Annotated in this window: 17 protein-coding genes and 1 other RNA gene; 14 read left to right on the top strand and 4 right to left on the bottom strand. The window is 72.1% G+C overall.

What is annotated here, in order from left to right; genetic code table 11:
• The first annotated feature begins 11 nt into the window (after nt 1-11).
• The 4 genes from ACFSZT_RS27150 to ACFSZT_RS27135 are packed head-to-tail and all read left to right on the top strand — an operon-like array spanning nt 12 to nt 4,697.
• Nucleotides 12-1,298, top strand: a complete 1,287-nt coding sequence (locus tag ACFSZT_RS27150; protein ID WP_377393415.1) for a M16 family metallopeptidase — start codon at nt 12-14, stop codon at nt 1,296-1,298.
• Nucleotides 1,295-2,686 (top strand): M16 family metallopeptidase, encoded by a 1,392-nt coding sequence (locus ACFSZT_RS27145; protein ID WP_377393418.1) that lies wholly within the window; start codon nt 1,295-1,297, stop codon nt 2,684-2,686. Before ACFSZT_RS27150 ends, ACFSZT_RS27145 begins: the two co-directional genes overlap by 4 nt.
• Nucleotides 2,683-3,684 carry an NAD(+) diphosphatase gene (nudC, locus tag ACFSZT_RS27140; RefSeq protein WP_377393421.1) on the top strand — a complete coding sequence of 334 codons (1,002 nt, stop codon included), beginning with the start codon at nt 2,683-2,685 and terminating at the stop codon, nt 3,682-3,684. Before ACFSZT_RS27145 ends, nudC begins: the two co-directional genes overlap by 4 nt.
• A gap of 56 nt (nt 3,685-3,740) precedes the next feature.
• A complete protein-coding gene (locus tag ACFSZT_RS27135; RefSeq protein ID WP_377393424.1) occupies nt 3,741-4,697 on the top strand; it encodes a cobalamin biosynthesis protein CobD/CbiB in 957 nt (318 codons plus the stop codon).
• 290 nt (nt 4,698-4,987) lie between these two features.
• Here the strand turns inward: ACFSZT_RS27135 and ACFSZT_RS27130 are convergent, their stop codons facing one another.
• The 4 genes from ACFSZT_RS27130 to ACFSZT_RS27115 form a co-directional block, all read right to left on the bottom strand.
• Nucleotides 4,988-5,731 (bottom strand): D-Ala-D-Ala carboxypeptidase family metallohydrolase, encoded by a 744-nt coding sequence (locus ACFSZT_RS27130; protein ID WP_377393427.1) that lies wholly within the window; start codon nt 5,729-5,731, stop codon nt 4,988-4,990.
• Nucleotides 5,732-5,888: 157 nt separating this feature from the next.
• Nucleotides 5,889-6,734 (bottom strand): SURF1 family cytochrome oxidase biogenesis protein, encoded by an 846-nt coding sequence (locus tag ACFSZT_RS27125; RefSeq protein WP_377393430.1) that lies wholly within the window; start codon nt 6,732-6,734, stop codon nt 5,889-5,891.
• Between the two features lie 70 nt (nt 6,735-6,804).
• Nucleotides 6,805-7,686, bottom strand: a complete 882-nt coding sequence (locus ACFSZT_RS27120; RefSeq protein WP_449301422.1) for a fructosamine kinase family protein — start codon at nt 7,684-7,686, stop codon at nt 6,805-6,807.
• On the bottom strand, nt 7,683-8,141 hold the full coding sequence (locus ACFSZT_RS27115) for a low molecular weight protein-tyrosine-phosphatase (protein WP_377393434.1): 459 nt from the start codon (nt 8,139-8,141) through the stop codon (nt 7,683-7,685). Before ACFSZT_RS27115 ends, ACFSZT_RS27120 begins: the two co-directional genes overlap by 4 nt.
• Nucleotides 8,142-8,211: 70 nt before the next feature.
• Between ACFSZT_RS27115 and ACFSZT_RS27110 the strand changes: the two genes are divergently transcribed.
• From ACFSZT_RS27110 to ACFSZT_RS27065, 10 genes are all read left to right on the top strand, one after another.
• Nucleotides 8,212-9,033, top strand: coding sequence for a Nif3-like dinuclear metal center hexameric protein (locus ACFSZT_RS27110; RefSeq protein ID WP_377393437.1), 822 nt, complete (start codon nt 8,212-8,214; stop codon nt 9,031-9,033).
• Entirely contained in the window at nt 9,030-9,767 is a 738-nt protein-coding gene (locus tag ACFSZT_RS27105) for a zinc ribbon domain-containing protein (protein ID WP_377393441.1), read from the top strand. Before ACFSZT_RS27110 ends, ACFSZT_RS27105 begins: the two co-directional genes overlap by 4 nt.
• Complete coding sequence (locus tag ACFSZT_RS27100) at nt 9,764-10,894, top strand: bifunctional RNase H/acid phosphatase (protein WP_377393444.1); 1,131 nt, start codon at nt 9,764-9,766, stop codon at nt 10,892-10,894. Before ACFSZT_RS27105 ends, ACFSZT_RS27100 begins: the two co-directional genes overlap by 4 nt.
• Nucleotides 10,895-10,932: 38 nt before the next feature.
• Nucleotides 10,933-11,325, top strand: an RNA gene (rnpB, locus tag ACFSZT_RS27095) — RNase P RNA component class A.
• Between the two features lie 134 nt (nt 11,326-11,459).
• Nucleotides 11,460-12,065, top strand: a complete 606-nt coding sequence (locus ACFSZT_RS27090; RefSeq protein WP_377393447.1) for a class I SAM-dependent DNA methyltransferase — start codon at nt 11,460-11,462, stop codon at nt 12,063-12,065.
• A gap of 107 nt (nt 12,066-12,172) precedes the next feature.
• On the top strand, nt 12,173-13,039 hold the full coding sequence (locus ACFSZT_RS27085; protein WP_377393450.1) for an SCO6745 family protein: 867 nt from the start codon (nt 12,173-12,175) through the stop codon (nt 13,037-13,039).
• A gap of 500 nt (nt 13,040-13,539) precedes the next feature.
• Nucleotides 13,540-13,803 (top strand): hypothetical protein, encoded by a 264-nt coding sequence (locus ACFSZT_RS27080; protein WP_377393453.1) that lies wholly within the window; start codon nt 13,540-13,542, stop codon nt 13,801-13,803.
• 16 nt (nt 13,804-13,819) lie between these two features.
• Nucleotides 13,820-14,299: a hypothetical protein gene (locus ACFSZT_RS27075; RefSeq protein WP_377393456.1), complete on the top strand. Its 480-nt coding sequence runs from the start codon at nt 13,820-13,822 to the stop codon at nt 14,297-14,299.
• Nucleotides 14,300-14,302: 3 nt separating this feature from the next.
• Nucleotides 14,303-17,167: an ATP-binding protein gene (locus ACFSZT_RS27070; protein WP_377393459.1), complete on the top strand. Its 2,865-nt coding sequence runs from the start codon at nt 14,303-14,305 to the stop codon at nt 17,165-17,167.
• Entirely contained in the window at nt 17,164-19,233 is a 2,070-nt protein-coding gene (locus ACFSZT_RS27065; protein ID WP_377393462.1) for a magnesium transporter, read from the top strand. Before ACFSZT_RS27070 ends, ACFSZT_RS27065 begins: the two co-directional genes overlap by 4 nt.
• Nucleotides 19,234-19,239: the final 6 nt, after the last annotated feature.

The following is a 19,239-nucleotide window of genomic DNA, read 5'->3' as shown; positions in this document are numbered from 1 at the left end:
AGGGTGTGGACATGGCCGTACCCGAGCTACACAGATTCACCCTGGACAACGGCCTGCGGGTCGTGCTCGCACCGGATCGGAGCGCGCCGGTCGTCGGCGTGAGCGTGCACTACGACGTGGGCTTCCGCTCCGAGCCGGAGGGGCGGACGGGGTTCGCGCACCTGTTCGAGCACCTGATGTTCCAGGGCAGTGAGAGTCTGGAGAAGCTGGCGCACTTCCGGCACATCCAGGGCAGTGGGGGAACGTTCAACGGCTCGACCCACCCCGACTACACCGACTACTTCGAGGTGCTGCCCTCGGCCGCGCTCGAGCGCGCCCTGTTCCTCGAGGCCGACCGGATGCGGGCGCCGAAACTGACGCGCGAGAACCTCGCCAACCAGATCGACGTGGTCAAGGAAGAGATCCGGCTCAACGTGCTGAACCGGCCCTACGGCGGGTTCCCGTGGATCCTCCTGCCACCGGTGCTGTACTCGACCTTCCCCAACGCGCACAACGGCTACGGCGACTTCACCGACCTCGAACAGGCCACGCTCGACGACTGCGCGGCCTTCTTCGACACCTTCTACGCGCCTGCCAACGCGGTGCTCACGGTGGCGGGTGACTTCGAGCCGGAGCACGCCCGCGAACTCGTCGAGAAGCACTTCGGGGACGTGCCCGCGCGCCCGCGTCCGCAGCGGCCCTCGTTCTCCGAGCCGCGGCCCACCGGCGAGCTGCGCGACACCCACGTCGACCCGCACGCGCCGCTGCCCGCGCTCGCCGTCGGCTACCGGATGCCCGACCCGATCAACGAGCTCGACGGCTACCTCGCGCACCTGGTACTGGGCGGTGTCCTGGCCGACGGTGACGGCTCGCGGCTGCAACAGCGGCTCGTGCACCGGGAGCCGCTGGTCACCGACATCAACGCCGGCGCGGGTCTGTTCGGCCCCTTCGAGGCCCGGGACCCGGACACGTTCTCGGTCACCGCCATCCACGCGCCCGACGTCTCCGCGGACCGCGTGCTCGGCGCACTGGACGAGGAGCTCGACGCTCTCGCCAGCACCCCGCCGGGGGAGGAGGAGCTCGCCAAGGTCACCGCCCGGTGGAGCGCCAACCTGCACTCCGACCACGACCGGCTGGTGTCGCGCACGCTCACGCTCGGCGCGTTCGAGCTGCTCTACGGTGACCCGGCGCTGGCCTACGGGGTCGCCGACCGGATCGCCGCCGTGAGCGCCGAACAGGTGGCCGAGGCCGCCAAGAACCTGCGGCCGGATGCGCGTGCCGTCCTCGTCGTCCACCCCGAACAGGGAGGTGCCCAGTGACGTCAGCGACTCGCCAGTCACATCGCAGCGCGGAGGAGATCGGCCGCACCGCCGCCGGTCCGCGCGAGCTGCCGCCGCTGGGCGAGCAGCGGCCCGCCGCCGAGTTGGCCCACGTCGACACGGTGCTGGGCAACGGACTGCGCGTGGTCGCGGTCCGCAAGGCCAACGTCCCGCTGGTGGAGCTGCGGCTGGCGATCCCGTTCGCGGGCGACGACCCGCTGCACGCCGCCACGGCCGAGGTGCTCGCCGAGACCATCGTGACCGGCACTCGGCGCCGCGACCGGGTGGCGATCGACACCGAGCTCGCGCTCATCGGCGGCGACCTCGGCACCGGGGTCGACCCGGAGCACCTGTCGATCTCCGGCAGCGCCCTCGCCAGTGGACTCCCGACGCTGCTGGACGTGCTCGCCGACGTGCTCACCGAGGCGTCCTACGCGGACAACGAGGTGCAGCGGGAGCGCGCCCGCCTCGTCGAGCGGCTGGCCGTCGCCCGCACGCAGCCGCGCGTGATCGCGCGCGAGGCGCTGCAGCGGCACCGCTACGGCGACCACCCCTGCACCCGGGAGGTCCCGCAGCCCGCGGACGTGGAGGCCGTCACCCCGGAGGCCGTGCGCGCGCTGCACCCGGCCGCCGTGCTGCCGAGGGGCTCGGTGCTCGTCCTCGTCGGGGACATCGATCCGGACGCCGCGGTCGGCGACATCGAGAAGGCGCTCGGTGGCTGGCGGTCGGACGCCACCGCCCGCGAGCTGCCACCGCTGCCCGACCTTGCCGGCGGTGACGTGCTGCTGGTGCCCCGGTCCGGCGCGGTGCAGTCGCAGATCCGGCTCTCGGCGCAGGCCGTCCCGCGGACCGATCCGCGCTATGCGGCCCTCCAGCTGGCGAACCTGACCCTCGGCGGCTACTTCTCCTCACGGCTGGTGGAGAACATCCGAGAGGACAAGGGCTACACCTACGGCGCCCACTCCGGGTTCGAGTTCACCGGGGAGAAGGCGACCGTGCAGGTCGAGGCCGACACCGCGAGCGAGGTCACCGCGGCCGCGCTGCTGGAGACCCGTTACGAGCTGGGCAGGCTCGGTCTCGTGCCGCCCACCGACGCCGAGATCGAGTCGGTGCGGCAGTACGCCATCGGCTCGCTGCTCATCGGGTCGTCGTCGCAGGGCGGGCTGGCCAACCAGCTCCTGGGCCTGTCCGTCGTGGGGCTGGGTCTCGACTGGCTGCTCGAGCACCCGCAGCGGGTGGCCCGGGTGACCACCGAGGAGGTGGCGGCGGCAGCGCTGGAGTTCTTCGCGCCCGCCCGCTTCACCGGGGTCGTCGTGGGAGATGCCGAGACGCTCGCACCGCAGCTGTCGGCGCTCGGTGGTGTGCGAGTGGACGATTCCGCCTCATGACGACAGAACCCTTCCGGCTCGGCGGCCTGCCCGCCCTGTCGAGGTCCACTGTGGACCGTCAGGAGATGCTGCGTTCCGACCCGGAGCGGCTGCGCGCACGCTGGCCGGACGCCCGCGTGCTGGTGGTCGACCGATTCGGCCGCTCGCCGGTGCCGCTCGACGCGGTGCACGACGTTCCCCCCGGCGGCATCCCGCTGGCCCCGCGCAAGGCGATCGGCTTCGGTGAACAGCCGCCCGAGGAGGCCTGCTTCCTCGGCGAGTGGAACGGTGCCGACTACTGGATGCTGCCGGGCAGCCCGCCCGAGGACGCCGCCTCGGTGAGCGTGGACGGCGGCTGGGGAGTGTCGCAGGAGGCGCCCGCCGCCGAGGGCGAAGCGTGGATCGAACTGCGCGGCCACGGCGCGCTGCTCGACGACACGTCCGCGGGCCTGCTGACCACGGCCGAGGCGCTGCGCAACTGGCATTGGCGGGCACACTTCTGCGCCCGCTGCGGCGGCCGGACGCACCGGCGGCAGTTCGGCTGGGCGACACAGTGCGAGCAGTGCGGACGCGAGGAGTACCCGCGGACGGACCCCGCGGTGATCTGCCTGGTGCACGACGACGTCGGCGTCAACGGAGAGCACGTCCTGCTCGCCCGCCAGCCGGTGTGGCCGCCGAAGCGGTACTCGGTGCTCGCCGGGTTCGTCGAGGCCGGGGAGTCGCTGGAGGGCTGTGTCGAGCGGGAGATCCGCGAGGAGGTCGGCGTCGAGGTGCGCGACATCCGCTACCTCGGCAGCCAGCCGTGGCCGTTCCCGCGCTCGATCATGCTCGGCTTCACCGCCCGTGCGGACGCGGGTGCCCAGCTCCGGCCGGCCGACGGCGAGATCGAGGAAGCGCGGTGGTGCTCCCGGGCGGAGCTGCGGGCGGCCTTCGCCGGGACCAGCGACACGTTGATGCTGCCGGGCAGCACCTCCATCGCCTACGTGATGCTCAAGGCGTGGGCACAGGCGGAGGCCTGAGCGTCACTCGATAGTCTCGCCGCATCCATCGGGGCGGATCAGGGGGCTTTGTCGAGTTGAGCGCGGCGCGGGCGATCGGACTGCTGTTGGGCGTGGCCGCCGACGGTGCCGTCGGCGACCCGCGGAACGGACGTTGCGTCACAGCCTTCACGAAGGCCGCACGCGCCCTCGAAGGCAGGCTCTACGCCGACAACCACGCCGCCGGTGCCGCCTGTACCGGTGCCGTGGCCGGCGGTGCGGTGCTCGTCGGCGTGCTCATCGAGCGTGTGGGCAGGCGGCATCCCGTGCTCCGGCTCGCCACCACGGCGCTGGGGACGTGGGCGGTGCTCGGCGGCGCGCGGATCGCCACCGCCGGCACGGAACTCGTCCGGGAGCTGGAATCCGGTGACCTCGGCGCCGCACGCACGCGTCTGTCTACCGTGGACTCGCGGTGCGCCGACGAGCTGGACGTCACCGGGCTTTCGCGGGCCGCTGTGGAGGTCGTCGCGCACCAGACGGCGAACGCCGTCGTGGCGCCGCTGTTCTGGGGCGCCGTGGCGGGCGTGCCCGGGCTGCTGGGGGCCCGCGCCGTGACCGTGCTGAGCGGGCTGGCCCCGACCCGCGCGCCGCGGTACCGGCGGTTCGGGTGGGTGGCCGTGCGCCTCGGTGAACTGGTCAACCTCGTGCCGACCCGCGCGGCCGCGGCACTGACGACGGCCGGGGCCCCGGTGGTCGGCGGCTCGGCGAGCTGTGCCTGGCAGGCCTGGCGGCGCGACACCGTGGTGCATCCCAGCCCCAACGAGGGCCGGGTGGAGGCCGCGTTCGCCGGGGCGCTCGAGATTCGCCTCGGCGGGCGGACGGCCTACCCGCACGGTGTGGAGGAGCTGCCGGTGCTCGGCATCGGCCGCAACCCCGACGCCGGCCACGTCACCCGCGCGGTGGAGCTGTCGCGGGTGGTCGGCTGGTTGACGGGCGCGGCGTCGGCCGCGCTCGCCCTGGTGCTGGGGCTGCGCCGACGCCGCAACGGCCGGTAGCCCGCCCGGCCCGGCAAGGCGGGCGGTATTGCCCACGCCGCCGTGTGCGCCGTTTGGGTAGCCGTGTCTGCCGTTGGGGTAGCCGTGTGCGCCGCCCACGTCGCCGTGTCTGCCGCTCGCGCAGTACGCGCAACACAGCTTCCCGGAAATCTCCACCCGCGTGGCCAAGCCGGAGAGCGTCGTGCGCTGTCCCCGGCGGTCGCTGCCCAGCAGGTCCGGCTCCACGCTGCACCCAGGCGACCCTCCCCGGGCGGACGCGACGTCTCGTCCAGGGAGGGACTCGGCGTGGCCTAGCAGTTCGGCGCGCTCCGGAAGGGGCTCGGGTCGTTGGCCACGTGCACGTGGTCGTTGTGCCCGGGGTAGCCCGGCCCGAGGATCTCGGTGAACCCGGCCTTCCACGCCGCGTGGTACAGCTCGCACTGCGGGATCGAGTTGCTCGCCGCGCCCATGTCGGCGGTCTCGCCGTACATGTGGCGGCTGCTCGACGAGCCGCCGACGGAGGCGTTGCACGACACGCTGCGGAATCCGGAGGTCACCACGATCGGCCGGTCACCCAGCTTGTGCCGCATCGCCTCGAGCTGCCACATCACGCGCCGGGTGTTCTCCTTCGCCGTCGCGGCCGAGACCTTGCCGCCCTCGAAGTTGTTGGCGCCGCAGTTGTCGTCGAACTCCGAGTAGTCGAAGTGCGCGGGGGTGCAGTCGCTGTCCTGCAGCTCGTAGATCTTGTTGAAGGTCTGCGAGCCCGCGACGCCGTCGGCGCCGAGCCCGTAGCCCTCCTGGAACCGCTTCACGGCGGCCTCCGTGGCCGGGCCGTATTCGCCGTCGATGACCAGGTGCTCGCCCGAGGCCACCCAGCCGGCGACCCGGATCTGCAGTTCGGCCACGTCGGAGCCGCTCGCACCTCGTTGCAGGGTGCGGTCCCACGTGTAGCAGTCGTCGGCGTGGGCGGTGGCCGGGGTGACCATCGTCGCCGCCGTCAGGCCGCCGACCACCAAGGCCAGAACGGCGAGCAGGGAGTACATCCGTGTTCGCATGGAACCTCCGCAGGTTGTCCAGTGCCGTGGGGGTTCGGCACGCGGGCAACCTCCCGCGGACGATCACCGCATACACGCGAAATCGGTAAATTTCCGACGAACAGCTCACGCCGAAAGTGGGGTCGCGACCTCCGGCCGGGGTAGGTCTCCCAGCCTGCTACGGGGTTCCGGCCTGCTCGCGTTCCTCGTCCTCGGCGAGGATCTGCGCCACCGATTTGCGCCGCTCCGGGGCCGGGCGTTTGCCGCCCTGGTCGCCGGCGAGCGCGCCGCCCGGCTTGAGCTCGCGGACGGTGAAGTACAGCCAGCCGAGCAACGTCATCGTGCCGAAGGCGATCCACTGCAGGGCGTAGGAGAGGAACGGGCCTGCCTCGAGCTGGGGCAGCGGGAGCGCGGTGAGCACGCCGGGCTGGCCGGGCTCCAGCTGCACGTAGCCGGGCCGGATGTCGAGCCCGGTCGCACGGCCGACCACCTGCGAGTCGACCGTGTACGCGTGCAGCCTGCCCTTGGTCGTGGCGTCGGCGAAGGCGTCCCGGGCCTCGGGGTCGCGCTCGTCCAGCCGCAGCCGCGCTTCCACGGTGACCTGACCGCGCGGCGGCGCGGCGTAGCGCGGGACGCCCGTGTCGTTGTCCGGGCGCACGAAACCCCGGTCGACGAGGACGATCTGGCCGTCCGTGGTGCGCAGCGGGGTGAGGATCTCGAAGGCCGGCTCACCCTGGACGGTGCGCAACCGGGCGATGACCTCGGCGTCCGGGAGATACGTGCCCGTGACGAGCACCCGCTGCCACTGCGTCCGCTCCGTCGGTGCCTGTCCGGCGGGCAGCACCTGCGACAGCGGCCTCGACGGGGCGGTGGTGGACGCCGAGACGGCGGCGTTCTGGGCCGCGCGTTCCTCGTGCCGGTGGAACTGCCAGGGGGCGAGCAGCGTGTAGCAGACGGTGGCGAAGACGAACACCACCAACGTCAACGCCAGCCAGCCAGGCTTGAGCAGGAGCTTCCACCGCACACGTCCACGGTATGCGCTCGGCACCGTCACTCCCAGCGCGGGTGACCGGCGCGACGGGCTGCCGACGTGGCTAGCCGAGCGCCGCGCGCGCCGCCCTCAGCGCCTGCCGGGCGTAGCCGCCACCGAACAGCACGGTGTGCACCAGCAGCGGGAACAACTGGTGCAGCGGCACCCGATCCTGCCAGCCGTCCGCCAGCGGGCTGCCCGCGTCCGCGGCGCCCTCGGCGTAGCCGCCGAGGATGTGCTCGAGCAGCGGCGTGCCGAACAGGCGCAGCATGGCCAGGTCGGTCTCGCGGTGACCGCCGTGGGCCGCCGGATCGATCAGCCAGGCCCGGCCGTCGTCGGACCAGTGCACGTTGCCGCTCCACGCGTCACCGTGCAGCCGGGCGGGTGGTTCCGGCGGGCCTTGCAGCTCGGGCAGCCGCGCGCACACGGCGTCGAACACGGCGGCCTCGTCGGTGTCGTAAACCCCGCGGTCGACACAGGTGCGGACGTAGGGCTCGATCCGGGTGCTCGCGTAGAAGGACGGCCAGTCCACGTGCGGTTCGTTGCGCATGGGGGCCAGACCGATCCACGCGTCGGCCGGTCCGTCCGGCGGTGGTGACCCGAAACCCGGTGCGCCCCGCAGGTGCAGGGCCGCGAGCCCGCGGCCGAACGCCTTGGCCGCCTCCGGGTGGGCCGGTCCGGGCGGGACGTAGTCCATGACGACCCAGTCGTCGCCGTAGCCGTGAACCGCCGGCACCGGCACGTCGCCGGACTCGCCCAGCCACATCAGCCCGGTCGCTTCGGCCCGCGCGGCGTTCGGCCCGGCACCCTCCTTGGCGACGACCTGGCCGCCACCGTCGAGGCTCACCACGGCCGCGCCACCTCCGAGGCGGTAGCAGTGCAACGGCGTCGCGTCCGTGTAACGGCGGACGGCGGCCAGGGCGGTGGCGTCGCCGGCGCCGTTCACAGCCGCTCCCGCACCCAGTCGACCAGCCGCGGCATCGCGCGCTCGATCATGGCGAGCACGTCGGCGAACCCGTCGCCGTCGCCGTAGTAGGGGTCGGGCACCTCGGCCTCCGGCGGCGCGGACGGGTCGAAACCACGCAGCAGCACCACCCGATCCGGGTCGTCGACGAGCGCCTGGACGTCTCGCAGATGTCCCTTGTCGGCCACCACGAACAGGTCGGCGTCCAGGTGTTCGGGCCCGATCTGCGCGGCCACGTGCTCGCCGGCGTAGCCGCCCGCCACCAGGGTGGACCGCGCCCTCGGGTCGGCGGGCTCGCCGACGTGCCACGGTCCGGTGCCCGCGCTGGTCACGCGGACGTCGTCGGCGAGACCGGCCCTGCGCAAGTGCTCCCGGAAGACCACGGCCGCCATCGGGGAGCGGCAGATGTTGCCGGAGCAGACGAAGCACACGTGCATGGCCCCCAGTGTGCCGAACGGTCACCGGACGGTCGGCCCGGGCACGAGCAGGCATGGGAGGATCGGGCCCATGCCAGCCACAGTCTCCGACGTGATCGCCGCGCTGGACGCGGCCTACCCCCGCGAGCTGGCCGAGTCGTGGGACGCCGTCGGCCTGGTGTGCGGCGACCCCGGTGAACCGGTGGAGCGCGTGCTGGTGTGCGTCGACCCGGTCACGGCGACCGTGGACGAGGCCGTCGAGCTCGGAGCCCAGCTGATCGTCGCGCACCATCCGCTGCTGTTGCGCGGCGTGCACGGTGTGCCCGCCGACACCAGCAAGGGGTCGCTGGTGCACCGCATGATCCGCTCCGGGGTCGCGTTGTTCTGCGCGCACACCAACGCCGACGCCGCGAACCCCGGCGTGTCGGACGCGCTCGCCGGCGCGCTCGGCCTGACCGTGCGGCGGCCGCTCGCCCCGCACGCCGACGGGGCCGAGACCGGCATCGGCCGCATCGGCGTCCTGGCCGAGCCGGAGCCGTTCTCGGCGTTCGTCGAGCGGGTCGGTGCTGCGCTGCCCGCCACGAGCCCTGGCGTGTACGGCGCCGGCGATCCCGACCGTCCGATCCGGACCGTGGCCGTGTCCGGCGGCGCGGGCGACAGCTACCTGGCCGCCGCCACCGAAGCCGGGGTCGACGCCTACGTCACCGCGGATCTGCGGCACCACCCGGCGGGCGAGCACCTCGAACAGCGCGGCCCGGTTCCCGCGCTCGTCGGCGTGACCCACTGGGCGAGCGAATGGCCGTGGTGCGGGCAAGCCGCCGAGGTCATCCGGCGTGCGGGTACCGTCGAGGTCCACGTCTCCACGCGATGCACGGATCCGTGGAACGTCCGAGCGAACGGGAGTACGACGTGAAGGCAGACCCGTCCCTGCAACGCGAGTTGCTGGAGCTCGCCAAGGTCGATGCCGAGCTCTCCCGGGTGGCGCACCGGCGCCGGAACCTGCCCGAGCTGACCGAGATCGCCGAGGCGGAGAAGACCCTGCGCGAGCGGCGCGACGCCCTGGTGGCCGCCCAGACCGCGGCCTCCGACCTCGACCGCGAGGTGAGCAGGCAGGAGCGCGAGGTCGAGTCGGTACGTGCGCGCGCCGACCGGGACCGCAAGCTCATGGAGTCGGGCTCGGTCTCCTCCAAGCAGCTCACCGATCTCGAACACGAGCTGGAGACCCTCGCCCGGCGGCAGGCGGCGCTGGAGGACGACCTGCTCGAACTGATGGAGCGCCGGGAAGCCGTGGGCGCCGACGTCCAGCGCAGCGCCGCGGAGGTGGACAAGGCCGAGCAGGATCTCGCCGACGCCGCCAAGCGCCGGGACGAGGCACTGGCCGACCTGGACACCACGCAGGCACGCCGGGAGGCCGACCGCGCGGGCCTGGCGCCGCGCTTTCCGGAGCCGCTGCTGAAGCTCTACGAGCGGGTCCGGGAGCAGAAGGGCATCGGCGCGTCGCTGCTGCGCGCGCGCCGCTGCGGGGCCTGCCAGCTCGAGCTCGACCGCAGCCAGATCTCGGAGATCAAGGCCGCGGCCGACGACGAGGTCGTCACGTGTGAGAACTGCGGCGCCATCCTGGTGCGGACCCTGGAGTCGGGCCTGTGAGCGAGCATGTCATCGTCGAGGCCGACGGCGGGTCGCGGGGCAACCCGGGCCCGGCGGGGTACGGCGCGGTGGTGAAGGACGCCGAGACCGGCCGCGTGCTCGCCGAGCGCCGCGCGGGCCTCGGCGTGGCCACCAACAACGTGGCCGAGTACAACGGGCTCATCGCGGGCCTGCAGGCGGCCGCGGAGGTCGGCGCGTCCACTGTGGACGTGCGGATGGACTCGAAGCTCGTGGTCGAGCAGATGTCCGGCCGGTGGAAGATCAAGAACGCGGCGCTGCAGCCGCTCGCACTCGAAGCGCGCAACCTGGCCGGCAGGTTCTCCCGGGTGCGGTACGAGTGGGTGCCGCGGGCGAAGAACGCCCATGCCGACCGGCTCGCCAACGAGGCGATGGACACCCAGGCGGGTTCCGGCTCCTCGGCGCCCGCCGAGGAGCCGGAACCCGAACCCGCACCCCGCCGGGACGACCGGGTGTCGCCGGCCGGCTGGACCGGTGCGACCGGCACCCCCACGCGCCTGCTGCTGCTGCGGCACGGCCAGACCGAGATGTCGGTGGACCGGCGCTACTCCGGCGCGGGTGACGTGTCGCTCACCGAGCAGGGTCGCTGGCAGGCGCAGGCGGCGGCGAAGCGGCTGGCAGGTCTCGACGGGCTCGGCGCCGAGCCGCTGCCCGTGGTGTCCTCGCCGCTCACGCGCGCGGTGCAGACGGCTCAGGCGGTGGCCGACGCGCTCGGCAGCCGGGTCGAGACCTTGCAGACGCTCCGGGAGACCGACTTCGGCGAGTGGGAGGGCCTGACGTTCGGCGAGGCCGCCCGGCGCGACCCCGACGTCCACCGGCAGTGGATGAGCGACACGTCCGTGCCTCCGCCCGGCGGCGAGAGCTTCGACCAGGTGCACCGGCGCGTGGCGCAGGCCATGGACCAGCTCTGCGAACGCTACGGCGGCCGGACGATCGTGGTGGTCAGCCACGTCACGCCGATCAAATCGCTGCTGCGGATCGCCCTCGACGCGGGTCCCTCCCTGCTGTTCCGGCTGCACCTCGACCCCGCGTCGCTCTCGATCGTCGACTTCTACCCCGACGGCAACGCGAGCGTCCGGCTGGTCAACGACATCTCCCACCTGCGCTGAGAATCGCGGCCGGGTGAGGGGTAACCTCGATCCATGGACGAGTTGGCAGGGCGGCCGCGACGCCGTGCCCGCGAGGGCGCGGTATCGAGGAAAGTCCGGACTCCACAGGGCAGGGTGGTTGCTAACGGCAACCCGGGGTGACCCGCGGGACAGTGCCACAGAAAACAGACCGCCTGGCGCCCGGCGTCAGGTAAGGGTGAAACGGTGGTGTAAGAGACCACCAGCGTCCCGGGTGACCGGGGCGGCTCGGTAAACCCCACCCGGAGCAAGGCCAAGAGGGAGCTTCGGCTCCTGCGCAGGCGTTCGAGGGCGGCCCGTCCGATGCCTGCGGGTAGGCCGCTGGAGCCTGTCGGCGACGGCAGGCCGAGATGGATGGTCGCCGCCACGGCCTCGCCGTGGCACAGAATCCGGCTTACATGCCAACTCGTCCTCTTCTCATGACTGCCGATGCGGCGGCGGGTCTGCAGCGAACGGTGGGAATATGTCGGCGCCGAGATCGTCTCGGTGCCGGCGCCGGTCACGTGCCGCCGGGGGTGACCGAGGATCCTGGGGGTGACCGGTGTCGGTGGACGAGGTGCGAGACGCGTATGGCCGGCGGGCGGCGGAGTACGCGGATCTGTTCGGCTCACGGGAGGCCATGCCCGAGCCGGACCGGACGTTGGTGTCCCGGTGGGCCGGCGAGATATCCGGGCGCATGATCGACGCGGGTTGCGGGCCGGGGCAGTGGACCGACTTGCTGCGCGGCCAGGGCTGCGACATCGAGGGTGTGGACCTGGTGCCGCGATTCGTCGACATCGCCCGGTCGCGGTTTCCCGGCGCGGCGTTCCGGGTCGGCGAACTGGACGATCTCGGCGTGCCCGACGGCTCGGTGGCCGGGATCCTCTCGTGGTACTCGGTCATCCACGCCGACCCAGGGCTCGTGCCCGGCATCCTCGGTGAGTTCGCACGGTGCCTGGGCGATGGCGGCAGCCTGCTGCTCGGCATGTTCGAGGGCCCACGGGTGGAGCCGTTCCCGCACGCCGTGACGACCGCCTACTTCTGGTCGATCGGGGAGATGTCGCAGCGCCTCCGGGAGGCGGGTTTCCACGTGGAGGCAACGGAAAGCCGCGTCGACCCGGGCCGTCGACCCCACGCCGCCATCGTCGCGCGGCGGGTTCGCGGTGATCGGTGATCCCGGCCGGCCGTCACCGTGTCCAGCCGGCCGGGCACGGTGCCCGCTTCGCACCGCGTTCGTCGTGAGCTTTCCCCCACCGGCGATCCGGCCAGTACGCTGCCGCCATGAACCGCGATGATGCGCGCGAAGCCGCCCGCCGCTGCCACGCCGTCCTCGAACCGCTGCACGCGATGGTCTACTTCGCGAGCGAGACGCAGCAGGTCTACGCCTCGCTGGGCCTCGAACCCGGTCGCATGGCCTACTTCGCCAGCCGGGGCGGACCGCTCGGCGCCGTCGGGCCGGGAGTGATCGCCGCGACCTTCTACTCGTTCAACCCCGAGCTCGTCGCCCGCCACATTCCGCGGGCGTGGTCGCACGCCGCGCCCGCGGACGTGGTCGACGCCAGGTTCGAGGTGGCCGACCGCGCGTTGCGCAGGCTGCTCGGCGAGGAGCGCGCCGAGTCGGAGGCCGTCGCCGAGCTTGCCGGACTGCTGCGCGGGGTGGCCGACGCCTGCCGCCCCGAGGGCAGGCCGCTGTACGCCGCGCACGCCGACCTCGAGTGGCCCAAGGGTTCCCTGATCGAACTCTGGCACGCGACGACCCTGCTGCGGGAGTACCGCGGTGACGGTCACATCGCGGCGTTGGTGAACCACGGCTTCGCCGGTCTGCCCGCACTCGTCACGCACACGGTGACGGGCAAGGGTTTCACGGAAGCGAACGCCAAGAAGCTGCGCGGCTGGTCCGACGAGCAGTGGGCGAGCGCGGCCGAGGAACTGCGGGAGCAAGGGCTCCTCGACGAGCACGGGCTTACCGATGCCGGTGCCGAGGCGCGCCGCCGGATCGAAGAGGACACCGACGCCGCGGCGGCAGCACCGTACGCGATGGCCGGGGCCGAGACGGTCGCCCGCATCGAGCGGCTCGGCGGGGAGCTCTCGGCGGTGGTCCAGTCCGCCGGTGCCTTCCCTCCCGGCTTGTTCGCCGACGGTAGGTGAACATCACCGAAAACCCCCGCAACGGGCGATGTGTCACGCAGAGTGTCCAAAGTGGCGGCTCGGCTAGTGCGCGCTGTAACCGCAATCGCTCGATGGGATGGAGATCGACGCGTTCGCGTGTGTGAAGCCCTGTCACCGAGTGGAGCCCTGTCATACCGCCGAACGGGTCATGGTTCACTGGTCGCGCCACCATCGAGCGGTGAACGTCGGACCCACAGTGAGAACGATCTAGGCGTGTGAGTGAGGCCATGCGCACACTAGGAAATCCGGGTGTTCAGGGTTAATCCTGGAGGCCGTTACGGCGAAGATGGAGGACGGACGATTTCGGTGAGCGCGCTTACGACACGTACCCCCGCGGTCGGGCTGTCGCACCCACATGGGCCTTTGACCACTACACGTCGTGACGCCATGATGTTGTTCGAACACGGCAAGTGCTGGATCCCTTGCGCGGTGCAAACCACTGTGCCGCGTACCACACTCCGGGCACTCGGGAGTAGTCGATGACCACGATGACGCTTGCGGCTCTGGCGCAAGGAGAACTCGGCACGCGCGGAGTCCGGGACTGGCTCCTGGAGAACATCGTTCCGCTGGTGCTGCTGTCCGTCGCGCTGCTGCTGCTCTGGCTGGGCGGCGGCAAGGGCGACAACGCCGGAGTCATGCGCAGGCTCGCGGGTGTGGTGATCGCGCTCGCGATCATCGGGCTTGCCGTGAGCGGAATGGGTGTCGACGTCGGCGAATGGATCGCCGGCTTGTTCACAAGCTGATCCGGGACTCGCGGACGTGCGCATCCGTACCGATGACGAGGTCTACCGGGTCGACGCCGTCTGGCTCGGCCCGCCGAAGGCCACGTTCCCGTGGCGTGCCCGCTATGTGGCGTGGGGCGTCGGCGTACCACTCTTTCTGGTGGTTCTCGGAGTCGAACGACAGCTGGGGATCGGCTTCGGGTTCTTCAGTACGGCGTGGGCGTTCGTCATCACGATCGCGCTGACCCGCCTCATCACCTCGAAGATCAGCCACGAGCGGCCGCTCGGTGCGGTCTTCACCATGTGGCTGCGAGAACTGCAGACGCCCCGCGAGAAGACCCGGGCCGCCGGTGGCGCGGCGAGTGCGAGCAAGATCAAAGTGCGCGCCGAGCGGCCGCGGCCCGGACGCAAGCGAGGAGGGTCCCGCCCGGACGCGAACCGCCGGTCCCACCATCCGTCACGAGAGAGCACAGCACGAGCGCGCCGCCGCCGAACCTCGGCGCCGGTCGGGAGGTAGTCCTTGTTCGGTCGCGACCGCAGCCGGAACACCCAGCAGCCGGCCCAGTCGAAGCAGGCCGAAGGCGGCCGCCGTGGCAGGCGGCTGCCCGGTGAGCAGGCGATACCCACGTACACGCCGTCGATCGCGGCCCGCAGCATCGACGGTCACCTGCTGCGCACCGGCCACGAGGTCTACGCCTGGTACCGCCTGGCCCCGCAGCGCTGGTCGTTCCGCTCCGACTCCCAGCGCCGCGACCTGATCGCCGCGATCGCCGGCCAGTACGCCGAGTTGCAGGGCCGCTGGATGCACCTGCGCGTCACCACGCGCCCGTACCCGATCCGGATGTGGGCCGAGGCGCACGTGCACAACGCCTTCGACCGCCCCGCCGACGTCCCGGGCGCGATGTCGTTCGACGACTACCTCGTCGGTGAGCAGCAACAGCTGATGGGCCGGTCCATGGCGGAGAAGGAGGTCTACCTCGGCGTACAGGTCCAGACCCGCCGCGTGGTGGACCGCGCCGTCGAGCGGGCGGCTCCGCTGCTGCGCAAGATCCTGCCCGAGGCGGTCGACGCGGAACTGGCCGCGCTGGACTCCGAGGTCGAGCACCTGGACCAGGTGATCGGCTCGTCCGGGCTCGAGGGCAGGCCGGTCAGCGCCGAGGAGATGTCCTGGCTGATGCACCGGTCGTGCTCGCTCGGCCTGCCCGCTCCACGCAACTTGCCCGCGGTGCCGGGCTCGGAATGGGAACCGGAGGACCTCGCCAGCTTCACCGACGCCGCCGACTTCCACGCCGAGCCGTACGCGCCCACCGTCACCGTGCGCGGGCGCACCGGATCCAACGCCGGCGTCCGCAGGCACGTGGCCGTGCTCACCGTCGGGCAGATGCACGGCCTGCAGATCCCCGAGGTCGACGATCCGTGGGTGCAGCACGCCGATCGCCTGCCCGCGCCGGTCGAATGGTCGGCGCGAATCTATGTCCGCAGGCCCGAGGAGGTCGCGGGCGAGCTGCAGCGGCAGATGAACAAGGTGCGCTCGCAGGTCAAGCACTACACCGACGAGCACGAGCTCGAACCGCCGCAATCGCTTGCGCGCCAGGCGTCCCGCGTGCTCGAGATCGACGACGAGATGACCACGGGCTTCACCGCGCTGGCCACGCGTGTGCGGTCGTGGTGGCGGCTGGCGGTGTCGGGCAACACCGAACGTGAGGCGCTGCGGCTGGCGCAGCAACTGCTCGACCTCTACAAACCGAAGATCGCTATCGAGCATCCCGAGGCGCAGTACGCGCTGGCGCGGGAGTTCATCCCGGGTGAGCCGTTGTCGTCCGGTGCGTACATGCGACGGGGTTCGGTGATCTGGGCCGCGGCCTCGGTGCCGACGGCGACCGCGGAGGTCGGCGACCGGCGCGGCATTCTGCTCGGCGAGACGTGCACGGCGACGCGGCGTCCCGTGGCGTGGGATCCGTGGATGGCGCAGGAGATCCGGGACGGCTCCGGTCTGACGGCGATGGTCGCCGGTCTCGGCGGCGGCAAGTCGTTCCTCGGTGGCGGCATCGTCTACAAGACACTGCGGGCGGGGGCGCACTGGACCGTGCTCGACCCGTCGGGCCCGCTGTCGCGGCTGTGCGAACTGCCGGAGCTGCGGCCCTACGCGCGGCCGATCAACCTGCTCAACGCCCAGCCGGGCATCCTCAACCCCTACCGCGTGGTGGCCGAGCCGCAGCTCGAGCACTTCCTGGACGAGGAGGACCCGGAACGGGCATGGCGGCGCGAGCGGGCGCTCGCCGGCGCCACGCGGCGACGGCTGGTGCTCGACGTGCTCACCGGCGTCCTGCCCTACGACGTGGCGCGGATGCCGCAGACCCGGATCGTGCTGCTGCGCGCGGTGCGCGCGGTCGGTGGCCGCTACGACGCCGATCCCGGCCAGGTGATCGACGCCCTGCGCCGGGACGCGAGCGAGCACCACGAACATGCCGTCGTGGTCGCCGACTTCCTCGACGAACTCCGCGAGCGCATGTCGCTGCTCATTCCGGAAGCCGGCGCCGACCCGTACTCCGACACGCGCGACGACCGGCTCACCGTGCTCACCATGGCCGGGCTCACGCTGCCGAAGGAAGGTGTCGGCCGCGAGCACTGGACCGACGCCGAGGCGCTCGGCGTCGAGATGCTCAACCTCGCGGCGTGGCTGACGGCCCGGTCCGTGTACGACAAGCCCAAGGCACACCGCAAGGGTGTCTGGATCGACGAGGCGTTCTTCCTCTCCGAGGTGCCGACCGGCCGGGTCCTGATGAACCGCTTCGCGCGTGACTCGCGAAAGTGGAACGTCCGGGTGCTGCTGTCGTCGCAGATTCCGTCGGACTTCCTGAAGATCCAGGGTTTCGTGGCACTGCTGGACTCGGTGTTCGTCGGCCGGCTCGACGACGACGAGGCGCAGGCCGACGCCCTCCGGCTGCTCAAGGTTCCCGTGGGCGTGGGGTACGAGCAGGTGGTGTCCGCGCTGGGCAGGCGTCCCGGCGCCCACCGTGAGGCGGAACGCGACCGCGACCCGCGGCAGTTTATCTTCGGCGACGGCGCGGGCGGCGTCGAGCGGATCCGGGTGGACTTCTCCGGGCCGCACCTCGCACACCTGCGCGAGGCACTGGACACCACGCCCGGTTCGGTGCCGGACCGGGCGGCCCCACCGGCCGCCGACGAGAAGCCGGAGGCCGAGTACCACGTGCCCGAGCCGCCCGAGGACGACCTGGAGGAGGACCTCGAACTCGCCGCCGAGCTCGAGGTCGGCCTCACCGAGCAGCAGGTGCTCGAGGAGACCGATGGTGCGCCCGACCGGGACAAGCAGGAACAGCGTGCGGGCGCCGGGAAGAACGGCACCGGCAGGGACGCGGCATGACCACGCTGCTGACGCTGCTCGCCCTGCTCCTGGGCGCCCGGATGTGGCACCGCGCGCGAAACAGGCGGCGCGGTCAGGGCGAGCCCGCCGTCGCGCGGAAACGGTATCCGGCGTTGATCGCCACGATCGCGTTGCTCGGCCTGCAGGCCGTGGCCACCGCGCCGCCCGCGTTCGCCGACGGGTGCGAGGCGCCCAACCCGGAACGTCCGGGGTCGGGCATGGTCGGCGCGCTCGACCCCACCACGGGCCAGGGCGAAGCCGGCAGCGCCTACCTCGACTACGGCTACGCCGGAATGGTCTGGAACGTCTACGACTGCGACAGCGGCGCGCTCGGGATGACCGACCCGAACACGACCGTGGACACGTGGGCGGGCAACCAGCTGTTCAACATCGGCAAGAACATCGTCGGCGCCACCAACTCGCTGCACTACACGGTGCTCGAGGGCGGTCTGCTCAACCCGATCTACAACGCCGTGGCCTCCGGCGCGGAAGCCGTCTACACCAACGTCTACATGCAGCTGTTCGGGCTCGTCGCGCTGCTGCTGGCCATCTTCCTGTTCCGCAACATCTGGCGCGGTGACCTCGCGACCGTCAGCAAGCGGGCGTTGTTCGCGCTCGGCGGCGTGTGGCTGGCGGCGTCGTCCCTGGCGCTGCTGCGCTACTACGACGAGATCGATCGGGCCATCGTCCAGACGACCACGAACATCCAGGCCGGGTTCGTCGACGAGGCCGAGGACCGGGTCGTCCGGCACGTGCTGCCGACCGACCTGCACACCAAGGTGGTCTACGAGAACTGGCTGCGCGGCGAGTTCGGCTCGCCGGATGCGCCGCAGGCCGAGCAGTTCGGCAGGCGGTTGCTGGACGCGCAGGCGTTCACGTGGGAACAGCTGCGCAACGGTGACGACGCCGACGAGGCCGTCATCAACGGAAAGAAAGAAGAGTTCAAGAGCATCGCCAACCAGCTCGGCCCCGCCAGCGGTTACTTCACCGGCGAGGACGGCAGCCGCACGGGCGCCGGATTCCTGTCGCTGCTGCAGAGCCTGGCCTACGCGTTGTTCCAGCTCTTCGCCAAGGCGGCCGTGCTGCTGGCGCAGATCCTGGTGCGGCTGTTCACGCTCACCGCGCCGTTGATCGGCCTGGTGGCGATCCTGCACCACGACATCCTGCGCCGGGTCGGCCGGGTGGTCGGCGCGGTCGCGTTCAACCTCATCGTGCTGTCGGTGCTTGCCGGCGTGCACGCGCTGCTTCTGCAGGCGATCTTCGCGACGGGGACGTCGTTGTCGATGCTAACGCAGATGGTGCTGGCGGGCCTGGTGACGATCCTGCTGTTCCTGGTGGGACGGCCGGCCAGGCGGCTGTGGCAGATGGTGGAGATGTCGGTCGGCATGGTCGGTTCGGCCGTGCCGACGCCCCGCGGCGGGCTGTTCTCGCGGTTCCGCAAGCATTCCACCGAGCCGACGCCGCAGGACGAGTTCTGGCGGAACGTCCGCGACACCGACGAGGCCGAAGGCGGCGCCGGAACCCGCGGGCACGGCGGCGCGACGGCGGGCAGGAGGTTCCGGCCGGAGGCGACGGTGTTCGCCAACGCGCAGCGGCTCGACGCGCCGGTGGCCGGTGGTATGCACCCTTCCGCGCATTGGCCGGGCGTTGCCGGTCCGGCCGCGGACCGACCCGCGCTGCCCGCCGCCGGCGGTGCGCAGGCCGGGGCCTTCGCGGCGTTCCCGCCCGGCCGCGGACCCGGCGAGCAGCGCACGATCTCCGTACCCAGCAGGCGGGTGGACACCGTCCCGGTGACCGACCGCGGCTGGGACCGCGCCGACGACGCCGACCCGCTCGTCGTGCCGTCCCGCATCACCTCCTCGACCGCGGGCGCCGAGCAGCCCTACGTGCCGGCACAGTCGGCGCCGTCGGCACCGTCGGCAGCGCAGCCCGCCGTCCCGCCGCAGCCGCGCCGGGTGGAGCCGGAACTCGTGGCAGGCAAGCCGGTGTTCGTGCTCTACCGGCCCTCGCGCGGACTCGAGGTGCGTGGTGACGGCGCTCGTGAGACCGACCAACTGGTGCGGTAAGGGGTC

The sequence above is a fragment of the Prauserella oleivorans genome, from assembly GCF_042685745.1.
GTDB lineage: Bacteria > Actinomycetota > Actinomycetes > Mycobacteriales > Pseudonocardiaceae > Prauserella_A > Prauserella_A oleivorans.
This window is presented reverse-complemented; position numbering and strand designations above follow the sequence as displayed.

Excerpts from the sequence above, each read along its gene's own strand:
- ACFSZT_RS27150 (WP_377393415.1), top strand. The coding sequence starts at position 12 with ATGGCCGTACCCGAGCTACACAGATTCACCCTGGACAACGGCCTGCGG.
- nudC (WP_377393421.1), top strand. The coding sequence starts at position 2,683 with ATGACGACAGAACCCTTCCGGCTCGGCGGCCTGCCCGCCCTGTCGAGG.
- ACFSZT_RS27130 (WP_377393427.1), bottom strand. The coding sequence starts at position 5,731 with ATGCGAACACGGATGTACTCCCTGCTCGCCGTTCTGGCCTTGGTGGTC.
- ACFSZT_RS27115 (WP_377393434.1), bottom strand. The coding sequence starts at position 8,141 with ATGCACGTGTGCTTCGTCTGCTCCGGCAACATCTGCCGCTCCCCGATG.
- ACFSZT_RS27110 (WP_377393437.1), top strand. The coding sequence starts at position 8,212 with ATGCCAGCCACAGTCTCCGACGTGATCGCCGCGCTGGACGCGGCCTAC.
- ACFSZT_RS27085 (WP_377393450.1), top strand. The coding sequence starts at position 12,173 with ATGAACCGCGATGATGCGCGCGAAGCCGCCCGCCGCTGCCACGCCGTC.
- ACFSZT_RS27080 (WP_377393453.1), top strand. The coding sequence starts at position 13,540 with ATGACCACGATGACGCTTGCGGCTCTGGCGCAAGGAGAACTCGGCACG.
- ACFSZT_RS27065 (WP_377393462.1), top strand. The coding sequence starts at position 17,164 with ATGACCACGCTGCTGACGCTGCTCGCCCTGCTCCTGGGCGCCCGGATG.